The following is a 16,423-nucleotide window of genomic DNA, read 5'->3' as shown; positions in this document are numbered from 1 at the left end:
GCTCGTCAGCGGGACGGGTTCTCGCTGCTCCGGCCGGCATCCGGTGGTGGCGAGGTGGCGTCGTCGGTCAGCAATGCGACCACCGATTCGGTGGTCCAGGCCAGGTCGGCGCCGGGTCGGGAAGCGAGGTAGGCGGCGGTGCGCTGGATCGTCCAGCCGTGCGAGGCGATCAGTCCGTGCGCCAGGTGTCGCAGGTAGGCCGGGGCGGGCGGGTTGCCGGGCACGGCGTGGCTGGCCCAGGGCGCGGTGAAGGTGAGGATCGGGTAACCGTCGCGGACGCCGGCGTGCACCAGGGTTTCGTACCGGCCAGGGCCGAAGCTCGCGCGCCCGGTGCCGAGCGCGAGGGAGAAATCCAGGTCGGTGCCGGGTTCGCGGTACATCTCCTGCGCGGCGATATCGCTGAACTGGGCGGCGGTGAGCAGGTAGGCGTGGGCGGCGGTGTGGTCGGCGACATCCGGGTCGTAGAAGGCGCGCCCGCCGGTCCAGATGGCCGATTCGGTGGCGAAGTACAGCAGTCCGGGCAACAGCAGCGGCACCGACCGCAGTGGCGGACTCGGGTCCCGGCAGCCCGGCAGGGTCATCACCCCGCCGTTGGGTGCACCCCCGCGCAGGTAGTAGTCGAGGCGGCGCGGGTTCATATTCGAGCCGTAACTGGCGTACCAGACCAGCTCCGGTCTGCCGGTTTCCGCACTCCCGGCGGTCGCGTCGGCCATCACGCGCCCGCCGGGACCCTGCTCATGGCGTCTCAGATCTTGCGGATGACGGTGACGACCTTGCCGAGGATCTGGGCGTCGTTACCGGGGATGGGCTCGAAATGCGGGTTGTGCGGCATCAGCCAGACGTCCTTGCCCGTGCGCTTGAACGTCTTCACCGTGGCCTCGCCCTCGATCATGGCGGCGACGATATCGCCGTTCTCGGCGACATTCTGCTGCCGGACCACCACCCAGTCGCCGTCGCAGATGGCCGCGTCGACCATGGACTCACCGACCACCTTCAGCAGGAACAGCGAGCCGTCGCCGACCAACTCCTTCGGCAGCGGGAAGACATCTTCCACGGCCTGCTCGGCCAGGATCGGGCCACCGGCGGCGATCCGGCCCAGCACCGGGACGAAGGTGGGCACCGGACGATCGGAGTCGCCGGCCGCGAGGTCTTCGCCGCTGCTTTCCGCGCCCACCGCCGACAGGCTCGTCACGGCGCGCACCGCTTCGTCCAGGCCCCTGACGTCCACCGCGCGCGGACGATTCGGATCGCGACGCAGATAGCCCTTGCGTTCCAGGGTGCGTAACTGATGTGCCACCGAGGAGGTGGAGGTGAGTCCGACCGCATCGCCGATCTCGCGGATGCTGGGCGGGTAGCCGCGCTCGCTCACCGAGCTGCGGATCACCTCCAGCACCTTCCGCTGACGCACGGTGAGATCCGTTCCGGTCCCGGCTGTTTCGGCGCCGAGACCGCTCCCGTCGCCCGTGCCGTCTGTCTGGCTCACCGTTGCCGCCCTTTCGTGTCGGTGCCCGGCTCGACCGCGCCGTACCGGGAGTCGATGTCGTTCTCCGAATCTAGTCCGGTCGGCGCGATGTATCAAACATCTGTTCGAGCATGTCCGGCGTTTCTGCTGACTTTGTCGGTGCGCCGTGGTAGAAATCGAACATCAGTTCTTCGAACATGTGATCGAATGAGGGTCGGGCGAGCGGCGAGTCCGCTGGTAGAGCGACCGGTCGCCGCGAAGGTGCGGCGGATGACAGCAACGACGGGGTATCACCACGGAGGTTTGTCCGATGAGCACAGCGATCAGCGATATGGACAGGGTGGCGTCCGGGCCCGAGACGGGGGAGGCCGGACTCGGCCTCGTTCCCGGCGCGGGCGGCGGGGTGGCAGCGGGCCGGCGGCAGTCGCGGCGCGGTGCCACCGAGGGCGGGAGCGGCGAGCGAGGGTCCGTTGCCGTGCGGGTCCGCCCGGCGCGCGGCACCCTGCGCACCCGCCAGGCGATCCATCGGCCCGCCGAGCGACGCCCACGTGGAGCGGGCCCCCGGGCAGCGGTGGTGCGCTACGACTCTCGTCCGGCCCGGCTCGCTCGGGCGGGATACCCGGCCGACTCCGCGCAACGGGTCGAGCAGGCTCAGGTCGGGTTCGCCGTCCTGGCGATCGCGGCTGTGCTGAGCGCGCTGGTGGTGACGGCGCTGATCGGCATCGCGCACCTGCGGGCGGAGTCCGTTGCCCCGCAGCAGCATCCGCAAGGGCCCGCCGTCGTCGAGCCGGCGCTGCTGCCGGGTGATGTTTCGGCCGATGTGCCGCGCTGAATGCCCGAATGGCATCGAAGAACGGTCACCACGGGTGGCCGAATATATTGATCGACAACTGAAACACGTTGCTACTGTGCTGAACACCTGATCCAGGCACCACCGCCGACAACTGAACCGGGACCGCATGACGTATCAGCACACCGCCGGAGTCCGTCTCCGGTTCCTCGCCAGGACCGCAGTCGTCCTCCTCTGCACGGTGTTCGCGCTCGCTGCCGTTCCGGTCGCGCAGGCGGCGCCGGCGTACGCGGCCTACCTCGATCTGCCGGCCGTCAACGATGACGGCTCCGGTGCCGGTGGCCTGAATCCCGCTCTGCCGCTGGACGCGACTACCCTGCGCACCGCGCTCGATCAGGCCAGATCCGACGGCATCCCAGCGGACCGATACGCGACCCTGCTACACCAGTACTGGCTCGTCGTCGCGACCGACAACGCCGGCATCGAGCTCGCGGCCTGGGCCCCGAACCGCGGCCCGGCCGCGGGCGAACGAATCTTCAACCAGGTCTACGTCAACTACCTGCGCCTGGCCTCGCAGCATCCGGAATTCTGGTGGGCCGCGCTGGCCGGAATCGCGGGCGGCTCCTTCGCTTCCGGCTACTTCGACATGAGCGATGTGGGCCGGATGGTGGATCTGCCCGCCATCCATCAACTCGGCAACGCCGTCGCGGACCTGCTGCGCCACACGCCCGGCGAACTGGTGCGCGGACTACCCACCGATATCCACCTGCTCGCCACCGAAGGCCCGCGCCTGACCACCGACGATCTGATCTGGTACCAGATCCGGTTGATGACCATGCAGAAACACATCTTCGTGGATCTGGTGCCGATGCACGAGGCCTACCTCGCCGACGGCCTGGCGGGCATCGAGGAGATGCACCGGGCCGGAATCCTCGACGACGGCCTGCGCGCCGCCTGGCACTCGGTGGCCTCCGGCACCCGCGCCGGATTCGTCGACGCGCTGATCCGGATGACCGACCGCGAACAGAACCACATCGTCGCCGACCAGTGGGATGCCACCGCTACCGGACGCGGTGCCATGGGGCGCGTGCTCACCTACGTCAGCACCCTCGCCGGTAAGGCGGGCGTGCCCGGGGTTCGGGCTCCTGGCGTCTTCGGACCCGCTACCGTCACCGTCGCGGTGGGCGACCGCACGCTGTCGCTGCGCACACCGCTGCCGGACTGGAACTGGGCCGACCGGGACGCCCGCTGGGCCTACATCACCGGCGATCTGGTGCCGCGCCATATCGACATGAAGTCCGATCCGGCCCTGGCGGCCACCGTCCTGGCGGAGCCGTTCTGGGACAAACTGGCGCGCGGTCGCCTGCTCCAGCGCCTGCCCGATGTCCTCGCCGATATGACCACCCAGTGGCAGCTGAGCGGCTGACGCCGATAACCATCCGGTGCGCTCGCGGGGTGAGCAGCACCGGGGCGAACCCCGCGCGGGTATTCTCGAAGTGCTATGCGGGTATACCGGAGTTCGCCACGGGTGTACCCGCCGCCGGGTACCGTCCCGGCCCATGCGCTCGCCGGATGGCAGGCCCCGATCGGCCGGCGATCCGGACGCGAGCGTACGCATCGACGAAGGATCTCGGATGCACTGCCCGTACTGCCGGCACCCTGACTCCCGGGTGGTCGACTCGCGTGAGGCCGATGAAGGCGCGGCCATCCGTCGCAGACGTTCCTGCCCGGAATGCGGTCGGCGCTTCACCACGGTCGAAACCGCGATCCTGTCCGTGGTCAAACGCAGTGGTGTCACCGAACCGTTCAGCCGGGAAAAGGTCATTCGCGGCGTGCGCCGCGCCTGCCAGGGCCGCGAGGTCGACGACGACGCGCTGAACCTGCTGGCTCAGCAGGTGGAGGACACCGTCCGGGCCAAGGGTTCACCGGAGGTTCCGAGCCATGAGGTCGGACTGGCGATCCTCGGTCCGCTGCGCGATCTCGACGAAGTGGCGTACCTGCGGTTCGCGTCGGTCTACCGCTCCTTCACCTCGGCCGAGGATTTCGAACGCGAGATCCAGGGCATGCGTCAGGCGCGCGCCGCGGCCGTCGGCTCCGGCGACTGAGGGTTTCGGCCGACCGAGCGCTTCGCGGCTCAGATGCAGATGCCCGGCGGGCACGAGCAGCTGAAGCTGCCCATGTGCTGCCCGGGGCAGATCGTGATCGAGCCGGAGCCGACGAGGCCCGCCAGTGGACGCAACCACATCGTGAGGTTCGACGGCGACGCCACCGGCGCGGGCGCCTCCGCGGCCGCAGGGCCGGCACCCACAGTGGTCGCGAGCAGCAGACCCGCCCCGATTCCGATGCCGCCGATAACTTTTCGCATGACCAACACATCCTCATGACCGGGCACCGGGCACGGCCCGGGTGGCAGTGGCGCGGCGGCGGTATCCGTGGACTGCCGTTCGCCGAACGCGGTACACCGACGACGGTAGACCGGGCACCCCCGATCGGCGCGCCCCGTAATCCGCCGCCACCGATTCATGGGGCACGACCCGGGCCCGACGGCGGCTGGTGCGCGGCGATCGCTGACGGGATCGGCATCCGGCGATCCGTGGCAGTGACGTCCGGACGCCGATCAGGCCGCGCGTGCTCAGCGCCGGATGGCGCCGATGGCCTTCTGGATCCGCTTGGCCGACACCGGGTACGGCGTGCCGAGTTTCTGCGCGAAGAGACTGACCCGCAGCTCCTCGATCATCCACCAGATCTCGACCACGTCCGGCGCGTTCCTGCGCGGTTCGGGCAGCCCGGCCAGCAGCCGGTCGTAGGCCGCCAGTGCGGCGTCTACCTCGGCCATCGCCTGCCGGTCGCGCACCGCCGAACCGGGCAGCGCCTCGAGCCGCACCACCGCCGCCTGAAGATAGCGCGGCAGTTCACGCAGTCGCGCGCTGCCCCATTCGGAAATGAAGCCGTCGAACACCAGGTCCGCGAGCTGTGCCCGGACATCGTCGGCGATGTCGGCTTCGGTGGTGTTCGCCAAGGCCGTCGATACTCGGTGCGCCTGCGTGAGCACCGGCACCACCAGACGCACCATCCGCGCGGCCGCGCCGGCCAGCTCCGGCCGGACCTTCGCCACCAGAGCCTCGAACTGGTCGGGACCGCGCACCGGTCCGCCGGCGGCCGCGATGAGTTCGTCGGCAGCGGCCGCCCGGCAATCGGCGACCAACGCGTCCAGCGAGCCGTAGGGGTTCTGGCTCAGCACCAGGCGGTCGGCGGGGGACAGGCCTGTGGTGACCGTGCGCAGCGAGGTGGGAACGGCGCGCAAGATCAGCTCCCTGGTGCCGGCCCGCATGGCGGCCGCTTGCTCGGCGGGTGAGCTCAGCACTCGGACAGCGACGCCCTCGTCCTCGGGGACCAGCGCCGGATAGCCGGTGATGGTCTGCCCGGCGACCTCCCGCTTCACGGTCGCCGGCACCGTACCGAGCGATTCCGCGGTCCACACCACCGCGGGGGCGCGCTCGGCGCCCGCGGTGGCGCGGGCGACCGATTGCGACACCTGTTCCGAGAGCCGGGTTTTCAGCCGCGCGAGGTTCTTGTCACGGGCCACAACCGTGCCGTCGGTATCGACGGCGGCGAAGGTCATCCGCAGATGATCCGGCAGCGCCGACGGGTCCAGATCGTTCGGCGTGATGGGCACCGAGCCCAGCCGTGACAGCTCCCGCGCCAGCCCGGTGCGCAACGGTTCGGCCCTCGGGGTCAGCGCCGCCAGCGCCGCCGCCGCGAAATCGGGGGCGGGTACGACCGCACGGCGCAGGTTCTTGGGCAGCGTCTTGATCAGCGCGGTCGCCAACTCCTCGCGCATGCCGGGCACCAGCCAGTCGAATCCCATGGCCCGCACATGCGCCAGCTGCGCCACCGGGATCCGTGCGGTGACGCCGTCATCGTCATTGCCGGGCTCGAACTGGTAGGTGAGCGGGAAACTCAACTCGCCTTGGCGCCAGGCATCCGGGAAATCGGTCGGATCCAGTGGTGCCGCACCCTCATTGACGACGGTGTCGGCGGTGAAGTCCAGCAGCGTCGGATCTGTGCGTTGTGCGGTGCGCCACCAGCTGTCGAAATGCCGGACGGAGACGATGTCGGCGGGCACCCGCCGGTCGTAGAACTCGAACAGCACTTCGTCGTCGACCAGGATGTCGCGGCGGCGCGCACGATGTTCGAGATCGGCGACGTCGTCGAGCAGTTCACGATTGCGGTGGAAGAACCCGTGATGGGTCTGCCATTCCCCCTGCACCAGGGCATGGCGCAGGAACAACTCACGCGAAACGACGGGGTCGATGCGGCTGTAGTCGACCGGGCGCTTCGTCACCAGGGGGACGCCGTAGAGGGTGACGCGTTCATAGGCCCGGGCGACCCCGCGCTTGGACGACCAATGCGGCTCGGAATAGGTGCGTTTCACCAGATCACCGGCCAGGCGTTCGGCCCATTCCGGTTCCACCCGCGCGGCCATGCGGCCCCACAGCCGCGAGGTCTCCACCAGTTCCGCGGCCATCACCCAGCGCGGCGGCTTCTTCGCCAGCGACGAGCCGGGGAAGATCATGAACTTCGCCCCGCGCGCGCCGAGGAATTCGCGCGATTCGGCCTCCCGGACCCCGATATGCGACAGCATGCCCGCCAACAGCGCCTGGTGGATCGCGGTGACGTCCCAGGGCAGCGTGTCGTCGCCCTCGACGGCGGCGGCCTTCGCCGGCTTGCCGGAGGTCTTGCCGCGCGCGCCCGCCTTCGCCGCGTGCTGCGTGCGCGCCGCACGGGTGTCGGTGTGCGCCGACCAGCCGAGACCCTTGGTGATGGTGCGCAGCTGCCCGTGCAGGTCCTGCCATTCGCGAATGCGGAGGTAATGCAGGAACTCCTCGCGGCACATGCGCCGGAACTGATTGGACGACAACGATTTACGTTGCACCGACAGGTAGTCCCACAGGCGCAGGTACGCCAGGAAATCGGAATTCTCGACGACGAACCGTGCGTGCTTGGTGTCGGCGGCCTGCTGCTGATCGGCCGGCCGCTCGCGCACATCCTGAATCGACAGCGCCGCCACGATGATCAGTACCTCGGCCAGACAGCCATCACGATGGGCCTGCACCAGCATCCGCGCCATCCGCGGATCCACCGGCAGGCGCGCCATCTCGCGCCCGACCGGCGTGAGCGACAGGCCGCCCTCGTCCTCGGATCGACGACGCGAACCGCGAGCGCGCGGCGCGCGTCCCGCGGGCGACGATCCGGTCGGCTCGCCGGAGTCGGCGGGCACGGCTGCGCTGTCCGCGTCCACCGATGCATCCCGGCCGTGCTCGGTGCCATCGGCGGCGATGGCGCGGGCGCTACCCTGGGCCGTGCCCGCCGACCTGCGCGCAAGGGCGCCCAGCTCCTCGAGCAGCGCGATGCCGTCGCGGATCGCGCGCGAATCCGGCGGCTCCACGAAGGGGAACTTCTCGATATCACCGAGACCGAGCGCGGTCATCTGCAGGATGACCGCCGCCAGATTGGTGCGCAGAATCTCCGGATCGGTGAACAGCGGACGTGATTCGAAATCGTCCTCGGAGTACAGCCGGATGCAGATGCCGTCGGCCACGCGCCCGCAGCGCCCGGAACGCTGACGCGCCGAGGCCTGCGAGATCGGCTCGATCGGCAGCCGCTGCACCTTCGTGCGCATCGAATACCGCGAAATGCGGGCGGTGCCGGGATCGACGACGTAGCGGATGCCCGGCACCGTCAGAGACGTCTCGGCGACATTGGTGGCGAGCACGACGCGGCGGCCGGTGTGCGGAGCGAAGACCCGATGCTGCTCGGCCGCCGACAGCCGCGCGTACAGCGGCAGGATTTCGGTGCGCGGTAATTTCAGCTCACGCAGGGCGTCGGCGGCGTCGCGGATCTCGCGTTCACCGGACAGGAACACCAGCACATCGCCGTCGCCCTCGGCGAACAATTCGGTCACCGCGTCGCCGATGGCGTCGACCGGGTCGCGATCCAGGACGCGGTCCTCGTCGTCCTCGTCGGCGGCAGCCACCGGCAGTGCCAGCGGCCGGTACCGGATCTCCACCGGATAGGACCGGCCGGACACCTCGACGATGGGAGCAGGCGTCCCGGAGGCATCGGCGAAATGGCGAGCGAACAGCTCCGGATCGATGGTCGCCGAGGTGATGATCACCTTCAGATCGGGCCGGCGCGGCAGCAACTGTTTGAGGTAGCCGAGCAAGAAATCGATATTGAGGCTGCGTTCGTGCGCCTCGTCGATGATGATCGTGTCGTAGTTGCGTAGCAGCCGGTCGCGCTGGATCTCGGCGAGCAGGATGCCGTCGGTCATCAGCTTGACCAGCGTGTGTTCGGCGGCCTGATCGGTGAAGCGGACGGTGTAGCCGACGGCGTCGCCGAGTTCGGTGCCCAGTTCCTCGGCAATGCGTTCGGCGACAGCGCGCGCGGCGAGCCTGCGCGGCTGGGTGTGGCCGATCATGCCGCGGATACCGCGTCCGAGCTCGAGACAGATCTTCGGGATCTGGGTGGTTTTGCCCGAACCCGTCTCACCCGCCACGATCACGACCTGATGCGCGGCGATGGCCGCGGCGATGTCCTCGCGGCGAGCGGTGACCGGAAGCTGTTCCGGATAGCGGATCTCGGGTACGGCGGACCGCCGGTTCTCGATCCGCTGCTGGGCCACCGCGATCTCGGTCTCGATCCGTCCGAGGTCGCCTCCGCGTGCGCGGTCGAGCTGCCTGCGCAGCCGGTGCTCGTCGCGGAGGGTGAGAGTGGCCAGGCGGGTGCGAAGCTCACGCGGGGTGGTTGCGGTCCTGGTCATTGCGGCATCCAGCCTAATGGACGCGGTCCGCGGCGGTCCGCTGGTTTTCCGCCGGGGAGGTCAGGGGCATGCCGGACGGCCCAGCGTACGGGCTCACCCTGGCCCGGCGGGGTGACCCGACACACACGTGCCGGCGGGTCGGAGGTGGTGGACTCGGACCGGGCAAACGGGCGTCCAACGGGGTGAAGCTGCGTCACCGAGTGGGTTCGGGGACCCACCCATCGGGTTTGCCGTTCGTGTGCGCGCCTGCGATTCGCCGGGCCGCGCAGCCTGGGTTATGCGACGATCGGGCTCATGATCACCAGCGTGGGTACGCCGATGTGGATCCGGGTGTTGCGACTTGCCTTCGGTGTGCTGGGTGTCATCGCTTTGGCGTGGATCCCGGTCCGCAATATCGGCGAGTCCACCTTCTCGACCGCGAACTACTTCAGTTACTTCACCATCCAGTCCAATGTGATCGGGGTGGGGGTGCTGCTGGTCGGCGCGCTGATCGATCCGGCCGACCGCCGCTGGCAGGTGGTGCGCGCGGCGAGCACGTTGTACCTGCTGATCACCGGTGTGGTCTACGCGGTACTGCTGGCCGATATCGATGTGATGCTCACCGACCAATGGATCAACGTCATCGAGCACCGGCTGATACCGCTGGTGCTGATGGTCGATTGGCTGCTGGTGCCGGTGAGTCTCGGTCTCACCGGGCGGCTGGTGGGTGCGCTGCTGGCGTATCCGGCGGTGTACGGCGCGTACTCACTGATCCGAGGGCCCATCGTCGATTGGTATCCGTATCCATTCATCGACCCGCGCGAGCAGGGTTATGTGTCCATGGCGCTGGGCCTGGTGGTGCTCGCCGTCGTGTTCGCGATGCTGGCGATGGCCGTCATCGCACTCGGCGGGCTCGCGCGGCGCTGGCAGGATGGACGGCGCACGGCTGTCGAACCGAGGAGCGCCTGATGGGATCACTGTGGCATGGTTTCGCCGATATGGGCGCCGTCGAACGAGACGGCGCCTTTGTCGTCGCGCGGGGTGAGGGCGCCTACATCTGGGACGAGGCGGGCAACCGCTATCTCGATGCCACGGCCGGACTGTGGTTCGCCAATGTCGGCCATGGTCGCGCCGAGATCGCCGACGCGGTGGCCCGGCAGCTGACCCAGCTCGCGCACTACTCCAATTTCGGTGATCTCGCCGCGCCCGTCACCGGCGAGCTGGCCGAACGGCTGGCCGCTCTCGCGCCGGTGCCCGCCAGCAAGATCTTCTTCACCTCCGGCGGATCCGACTCGATCGACACCGCGGCGAAACTAGCCCGCCGCTACTGGCATGAGCTGGGCAAGCCGGACAAGTCGATCATCGTCGGGCGTCGGCTGGCCTATCACGGTATGCATGTGGCCGGCACCGCCCTATCGGGACTCGCGCCGAATCGGGAAGGGTACGGCGAGCTGATGGCCGATGCCCGCACCGTCGAATGGAATGACGCGAAGGCTCTGCTGGCGCTGATCGAGGAGATCGGCGCCGAACGCATCGCGGCGTTCTTCTGCGAGCCGATCATCGGCGCGGGCGGGGTGTACCTGCCACCAGAGGGCTACTTGAACGAGGTGCGCCGCATCTGCCGCGATCACGACATCCTGTTCGTCGCCGACGAGGTGGTCACCGGTTTCGGCCGGATCGGCGGCTCCTGGTTCGCCTCCACCCGGTTCGGCCTCGAGCCGGATCTCATGACCACCGCCAAGGGCCTGACCTCCGGCTACCTCCCGATGGGCGCGGTCTTCATCGCCCCGCGGGTCGCCGAACCGTTCTTCGGTGGTGGCGTGTGGTGGCGGCACGGCTACACCTACGGCGGTCACGCCGGTTCGGCCGCCGCGGCCATGGCAAACCTCGACATCATCGAGCGCGAAGAGCTGCTCACCGCCTCCGCGCACCTGGAATCGGCGCTGCACGCGCACCTCGCGCCGCTGGCCGAGCACCCGCGGGTCGCCGAGGTGCGCAGTGGGCTCGGTGCCGTCGCCGCGGTGCAGCTCACCGATCCCGGCGAAGCCCCCGCCATGGTGAAGGCGTTGCGCGCCCACGGCGTTTCCGCCCGCGCCGCCGGTGCGGGCGCCCTCCAGATCTCCCCGCCGTTCGTCATGACCGACGCGCAACTGGCCGAACTCGCCGAAGCTTTCACCCGAGCCCTCGGGTAACGGCGTCCGGCCAGGCGCAGCGGACGTCGCGCCGGTGGACGGGGAGATCGTGCTGGTCGACACCGCGGTGCCGCTCGCCAGTCACGGCGTCGTTGCGGGGTGCCGGGCGACTGGCCTAGGCCCGCGTCGGCGGTTCAGCTGCGTCGAATGCTTTGGCGCACCGGATGTTCGATGGCTGCTTTCGCAGCCGTAGGCCGTCCGGACGAAAAGTGCGCCGCATCGCTCGTCCTGATGCGATCATGGACAACGGTATCCACGGTCGCTGCGGCGAAAGGCGGTGCGGGGTGGCGGAATTCGTGCTCGAATACGCGGCGCTGCGGTGGACCGTGGTCGGCGCGTTCGTGCTCGCGGCAGGTGTGGTGCTCATGCGAGTGCTGGCTCCCATGCCGGTGCAGGCGGCCGGGGCGCCGGCATCGACGAGCTCACCCGACGCGCATCACCGGGAATCGGACGCGGCGCATCTGATCATGTGCGCGGTCATGCTCGCGATGCTGGTGTTCCCGGTGCACGCGCACGGGCCCGCCATGCGTGGCGTGCTGATCTCGATGACGGTGGCGTTCGCGATGTTGCTCACGGTTCGAATGGTGGAGTGGCAGGTCGAGGGCCGGCCGCTGCCGGTGGCACGGGCGGGGGCACTCGGCTACCACGTCGCCGCCGCGGCGGTGATGCTGTACGCCATGTCCGGCCATACCGCGAGCGGCCACGCCGGCGGGCCCGCGCCCGCGCCGGTGATCGCGTTGGCGCTGCTGTTCGCGGCGGACGCGGCCGTACTGATCGGCTGCGCGGCCACCGGACGGCAACTGCCCTGGCTCGACCATGCCGGCGCGCGGCCCGCCGCACTGGTGCCGCACCTCGTGATGGACCTCGGGACCGCGTACATGTTGATCGCCGCCGTGGCGGCCTGACGCGGACGGCGGCTACAGATCCACGAACGAATCGGCGACGACGCGCCCGCCCAGGCGCACCCAGCCGTCGGAGTCCCATTCGGTGAAGATCTGCGATCCCTGTCCCTGGGTGATCTTCAGGCCGCGCCGCAGCAACGCCGTCAGCGCGACCGCGGCGGCGCCGGTGGCCTCGTCCTCGGCGATCCCCATGGCCGGCGCGAACATCCGCGAGCGCACCGAACCGCGATGCTCATCGGTCCAGGCCCACAGGTAGTGCGAACCGTCGGAGAAGTCGGCGGGGTCGAGTGCGGCGAGCTCATCCGGCCGATCGAGCTGATGGAAGGTGAACGCGGGCGCCCAGGTGCCGCGCGCCTTGATCCACACCAGGCCGTCGGTCAGTTCCACCGGCACCGGTCCGGCCGGAACATCGAGAGTGTGCACCGGCATGCCGTGCTCGGCCAGCCACCAGCCGGTGCCGACGGAGGGGTGCCCCGCGAAGGGCAGTTCCACGGCGGGGGTGTAGATCCGGACCTTGGCGATCTCGGCGACGGGGTCCTCCACGAACACCGTTTCGCTGTAGCCGAGGCGGGCCGCGACGGCCTGCCGCTGCGGCTCCGCGACCTCGGTGGCCCGGACGACACCCAGCAGGTTGCCGAATCGCCCCGTCGTATCGGTGAATACCCGCAACACTTCAGCCTGTGTGCCCATGTCAGCCGAGCGTACTCGGCGCAGTCGCGGCCGTAAGGGGGTGAATGTCGCACATCACAGCAAATGTCCGGCAAACATGACTCCACGACGATGGCCCCGGCCACACGGGCCGGGGCCATCGAAACGGCGGGATACGGATCAGACCGCGGCCGTGGCCAGCGCCTCGGTGGTCTGCACGGCCTGGCCGACACCGGCCACGATCGCGGCCGCCCGCAGCGCCTCGAAGATCACCTCGCGGGACACGCCCTCCTCGCGCAGGGTGTGCTCGTGGGCCTCCAGGCAGTGCTGGCAGCCGTTGATCGAGGACACGGCGAACGACCACAGCTCGAAGTCGGCCTTGTCGACGCCGGGGGAGCCGATGATCTGCATGCGCAGGCCGGCCCGCAGGTCGTCGTACTTGCCGCCGAGGAATGCCTTACCGCGGTAGAACACATTGTTCATGCCCATGATGGAGGCGGCGCCGAGCGCGGCGTTGTACGCCTCCGCCGACAGGGTGTCCGCGGCCTCTTCGGCGATCTCGCGCAGCGTGGTGGCCGAGCGGGTGGCGGCGGCGGTGGCCAGCAGGGTGCCCCACAGCTGCTGCTCGTTCAGCACGGTGGTGCGCGCGATCGAGGACAGGTTGAGCTTGAGATCCTTGGCGTACTCGGGTAGCGAGTTCTTCAGATTATCGATGCTCATGGTGCTACCTCAGACGCTCGCGGCCAGCAGCTCGCCGGCGTTGATGGTCGGGTCGCCCTTCTTCCAGTTGCAGGCGCACAGCTCATCGGACTGCAGCGCGTCGAGCACCCGCAGCACCTCGTCGACATTGCGGCCGACGGAACCGGCGGTGACCGAGACGAACTGGATCTCGTTGTTCGGGTCGACGATGAAGGTGGCGCGGTCGGCGACGCCGTCGGCGTTGAGAACGCCGGTGGCGGTGGCCAGCTCACGCTTGAGATCCGACAGCATCGGGAACGGCAGGGTCTTCAGGTCCTCGTGCTGGGCCCGCCACTGGAAGTGCACGAACTCGTTGTCGACGGACACGCCCAGCACCTGCGCGTCGCGGTCGGCGAATTCGTCGTTGAGCTTGCCGAACGCGGCGATCTCGGTGGGGCAGACGAAGGTGAAGTCCTTCGGCCAGAAGAACACGATCCGCCACTTGCCCGCGTGGTCGTCGCTGGTGATCTGAGTGAAGTAGTCGTCTGGCTGCTGAGCGTCGACCTTCGACAGGTCACCGCCGATCACCGCGGTGAGGTTGTACGCCGGGAACTGGTCGCCGATGGTCAGCAGGGCCATGCTCATCTCCTCTTTCATGTCGGTAGCCGGCGGGTCGAGCGACCAGCCGGCGGTGCGAAAAAGCTCATCTGTGATCTTGCCCAACAACCGGTGAAAGGTAAAGGTGATAAGTCGCACTACACTGATAGGCGTGACTGATCAGACTTATCAGCCAACCCTGTCGCAGCTGCGTGCGTTCGTCGCGATCGCCGAGTATCGGCACTTCGGCACGGCTGCGGCCCGGCTCAATGTGAGCCAGCCCACGTTATCGCAGGCGCTGGCCGCGCTCGAACACGGGCTCGGATTGCAGCTGATCGAGCGCAGCACCCGGCGCGTGCTGGTGACCGCCGCCGGAATGCGGTTGCTGCCACAGGCGATGGCGACACTGGAGGCGGCCGACCGGTTCCTCGCCTCGGCGACCGGTGACGGGCTCGGCGGCACCCTGCGCATGGGCATCATCCCGACCGCGGCCCCCTACATTCTGCCGTCGTTGCTGCCCGCGCTGCGGCGCAAGCTGCCCGCGCTGGTGCCGCAGGTGGTCGAGGATCAGACCGCCCGGCTGCTCGAGGGCCTGCGCACCGGTGTCCTCGATGTCGCGGTGCTCGCGTTGCCCACCGAGGCCTCTGGCCTGATCGAGATCCCGCTGTACACCGAGGAGTTCGTGCTGGTCCTGCCCCGCGAACACGAACTGGCCGGCCGTACCGACATCCAGCCGGCCGCCTTGGACGCGCTGCCGATGCTGCTGCTGGACGAAGGTCACTGCCTGCGCGATCAAACCCTGGAGCTGTGCCGCTCGGCCGACGCCCACCCCGCCACGGTGGGTGACACGCGCGCCGCGTCGCTGACGACGGTGGTGCAGTGTGTGGCCGGTGGGCTCGGCATCACGCTGATTCCGGAGATGGCGGTGGCGGCCGAAACCGCGCGCGGCACGCTGGCGACGGCGCGTTTCGCCGCTCCGGCGCCCGGGCGGACCCTTGGCATGGTCTACCGCGCATCCACCGCGCGCGCCGACGACTACGCCTATATCGCCGAGATCATCCGCACCCAGCGCCCGGCGTGATCGGCGCCGCCCTCCCCGTCGGCGCCGGATTCGCCTGGGGGAGGGCCGGTCTCGATCTCAGTTCACCGCGCGCAGCGCGTACGGCTCGATCGCCCCGCGCGTCAGGGCGCGCGCGTCGATGGTGGAGGGTCGGTAGGGGAGCGTGCTGAGCCGGTCGAGCATGCCGGGTACCGGATCGGCGATCGGGTCGACCAGGCCGAACAGGAACGACCATTCGTGCTCATCGCTGCCGTAGTGCACGACGGTGCCGAAGTTGTCGTGGAAACGCTGCCAGGAGCGTTTGAGGGTGTCGTTGCGCCACATGGTCGCGCAGCCGGCCTGGGCGCTCAGCACGCCGCCGGGAGCCAGCAGGGCGCGACATCGCTGCAGGAATTCGGTCTCGTAGAGCCGGTTGTGCTGGGCGTCTTCGACGCGCTCGTCGGGCAGGTCGATGACGATGACGTCGTAGCGCACGCCCGCGGCGGTGGCGTCGGCGAGGAAGTCCCAGCCATCGGCGTAATGCACCCGCACCGGGCCCGAACCTTCGACCGCGGCGGCCAATTCGTCGGCGGTGTAGCCGTAGGGCAGATGTTCGGCGCACAACTGCACGGCCTCGCGGTCGATGTCGACGTGGTCGACCCGGGTGGCCCCTGCGGCCACCGACATCTGACTCGCCACGCCCTCGCCGGATCCGATGATGAGCACATTGTCGAGCTTCTCGGCCAGCACGAACGCCGGCACCATCATCGCCTCGTGATAGGTGATCTGGGAGAACTCGGTGGATTGGCGGTCGTTGTCGGAGAACAGGCTGATGCCCTGTTCGGTGCGCGCGATGAGCAGATGCTGGAACTCGGTCCTGGTGTCCACCAGGACATCCGACAGATCCCAGATCCGGGTCAGGCCCGGGCCCATGGGTTCCTCGACCCGCTGCCCGGCGCGTCCCCTGCGCACGGTCGACATGCGAACTTCCTTGGGCGACAAGGCGTCCCGCAGCAATTCCACCGTCTTCTCGGCGCCGTCACCGATGCTGCCGCAGGTGAACACGTCGACGAAGATGTCACCGGATTCGGGGTAGGTGTGGATCGAGGCGTGCGATTCCGACAGCAATGCGAGCACCGTCACGCCCTGCGGGGTGAATTGTTTACGCACCACATCGCAGATGGTGACGCCGGCACCGACCAGCGACCGGCGCAGGGCCTGGTCGAGTCGTTCCAGGTCGTTGCACAGATCCGCATCGACCCCGCCGAACTCGGCCAGCACATGCCAACCGGTGAACTCCGCCGTCATGGACA

Annotated in this window: 15 protein-coding genes; 7 read left to right on the top strand and 8 right to left on the bottom strand. The window is 69.0% G+C overall.

Annotation, left to right across the window (positions count from 1 at the left end; translation table 11 throughout):
• Nucleotides 1-5: 5 nt before the first annotated feature.
• Nucleotides 6-713: a histone deacetylase gene (locus AC4HOU_RS04925; RefSeq protein WP_195019673.1), complete on the bottom strand. Its 708-nt coding sequence runs from the start codon at nt 711-713 to the stop codon at nt 6-8.
• A gap of 32 nt (nt 714-745) precedes the next feature.
• Nucleotides 746-1,483 (bottom strand): transcriptional repressor LexA, encoded by a 738-nt coding sequence (gene lexA / locus AC4HOU_RS04920; protein ID WP_175585824.1) that lies wholly within the window; start codon nt 1,481-1,483, stop codon nt 746-748.
• A 289-nt stretch (nt 1,484-1,772) separates the two neighbouring features.
• On the opposite strand from lexA, the gene AC4HOU_RS04915 reads away from it, so the two are divergent.
• The 3 genes from AC4HOU_RS04915 to nrdR all read left to right on the top strand — a co-directional run bounded on the left by AC4HOU_RS04915 (nt 1,773) and on the right by nrdR (nt 4,357).
• Nucleotides 1,773-2,294, top strand: a complete 522-nt coding sequence (locus tag AC4HOU_RS04915) for a hypothetical protein (RefSeq protein ID WP_195019672.1) — start codon at nt 1,773-1,775, stop codon at nt 2,292-2,294.
• 199 nt (nt 2,295-2,493) lie between these two features.
• Entirely contained in the window at nt 2,494-3,678 is a 1,185-nt protein-coding gene (locus AC4HOU_RS04910; protein WP_280499230.1) for a hypothetical protein, read from the top strand.
• Nucleotides 3,679-3,886: 208 nt separating this feature from the next.
• On the top strand, nt 3,887-4,357 hold the full coding sequence (nrdR, locus tag AC4HOU_RS04905; protein ID WP_048834273.1) for a transcriptional regulator NrdR: 471 nt from the start codon (nt 3,887-3,889) through the stop codon (nt 4,355-4,357).
• A gap of 29 nt (nt 4,358-4,386) precedes the next feature.
• On the opposite strand, the gene AC4HOU_RS04900 is transcribed toward nrdR, so the two are convergent.
• A complete protein-coding gene (locus AC4HOU_RS04900) occupies nt 4,387-4,617 on the bottom strand; it encodes a hypothetical protein (protein WP_194991279.1) in 231 nt (76 codons plus the stop codon).
• A gap of 267 nt (nt 4,618-4,884) precedes the next feature.
• Nucleotides 4,885-9,075: an ATP-dependent RNA helicase HrpA gene (gene hrpA / locus AC4HOU_RS04895; protein ID WP_195019671.1), complete on the bottom strand. Its 4,191-nt coding sequence runs from the start codon at nt 9,073-9,075 to the stop codon at nt 4,885-4,887.
• 294 nt (nt 9,076-9,369) lie between these two features.
• Between hrpA and AC4HOU_RS04890 the strand changes: the two genes are divergently transcribed.
• The 3 genes from AC4HOU_RS04890 (at nt 9,370) to AC4HOU_RS04880 (ending at nt 12,151) form a co-directional block, all read left to right on the top strand.
• Nucleotides 9,370-10,023: a Pr6Pr family membrane protein gene (locus tag AC4HOU_RS04890; RefSeq protein WP_163811921.1), complete on the top strand. Its 654-nt coding sequence runs from the start codon at nt 9,370-9,372 to the stop codon at nt 10,021-10,023.
• Nucleotides 10,023-11,246 (top strand): aminotransferase family protein, encoded by a 1,224-nt coding sequence (locus tag AC4HOU_RS04885; protein WP_194991280.1) that lies wholly within the window; start codon nt 10,023-10,025, stop codon nt 11,244-11,246. Before AC4HOU_RS04890 ends, AC4HOU_RS04885 begins: the two co-directional genes overlap by 1 nt.
• Before the next feature lie 284 nt (nt 11,247-11,530).
• Nucleotides 11,531-12,151, top strand: coding sequence for a DUF5134 domain-containing protein (locus AC4HOU_RS04880; RefSeq protein WP_194991281.1), 621 nt, complete (start codon nt 11,531-11,533; stop codon nt 12,149-12,151).
• Between the two features lie 12 nt (nt 12,152-12,163).
• Here the strand turns inward: AC4HOU_RS04880 and AC4HOU_RS04875 are convergent, their stop codons facing one another.
• The 3 genes from AC4HOU_RS04875 to AC4HOU_RS04865 all read right to left on the bottom strand — a co-directional run bounded on the left by AC4HOU_RS04875 (nt 12,164) and on the right by AC4HOU_RS04865 (nt 14,113).
• Nucleotides 12,164-12,838, bottom strand: coding sequence for a PhzF family phenazine biosynthesis protein (locus tag AC4HOU_RS04875; RefSeq protein WP_194991282.1), 675 nt, complete (start codon nt 12,836-12,838; stop codon nt 12,164-12,166).
• Nucleotides 12,839-12,976: 138 nt separating this feature from the next.
• Nucleotides 12,977-13,516, bottom strand: coding sequence for an alkylhydroperoxidase, AhpD family (ahpD, locus tag AC4HOU_RS04870; protein ID WP_138455001.1), 540 nt, complete (start codon nt 13,514-13,516; stop codon nt 12,977-12,979).
• Nucleotides 13,517-13,525: 9 nt separating this feature from the next.
• Entirely contained in the window at nt 13,526-14,113 is a 588-nt protein-coding gene (locus AC4HOU_RS04865; RefSeq protein WP_036538064.1) for a peroxiredoxin, read from the bottom strand.
• A 130-nt stretch (nt 14,114-14,243) separates the two neighbouring features.
• On the opposite strand from AC4HOU_RS04865, the gene AC4HOU_RS04860 reads away from it, so the two are divergent.
• Nucleotides 14,244-15,152, top strand: coding sequence for a hydrogen peroxide-inducible genes activator (locus AC4HOU_RS04860; protein WP_195019670.1), 909 nt, complete (start codon nt 14,244-14,246; stop codon nt 15,150-15,152).
• Nucleotides 15,153-15,209: 57 nt separating this feature from the next.
• Here the strand turns inward: AC4HOU_RS04860 and speD are convergent, their stop codons facing one another.
• A complete protein-coding gene (gene speD / locus AC4HOU_RS04855; protein ID WP_163811931.1) occupies nt 15,210-16,418 on the bottom strand; it encodes an adenosylmethionine decarboxylase in 1,209 nt (402 codons plus the stop codon).
• Between the last annotated feature and the right edge of the window lie 5 nt (nt 16,419-16,423).

Source organism: Nocardia sp. JCM 38205 (assembly GCF_058222935.1).
Note: the sequence above shows the minus strand (reverse complement) of the source record. Positions and strands in the feature narration are given on the sequence as shown.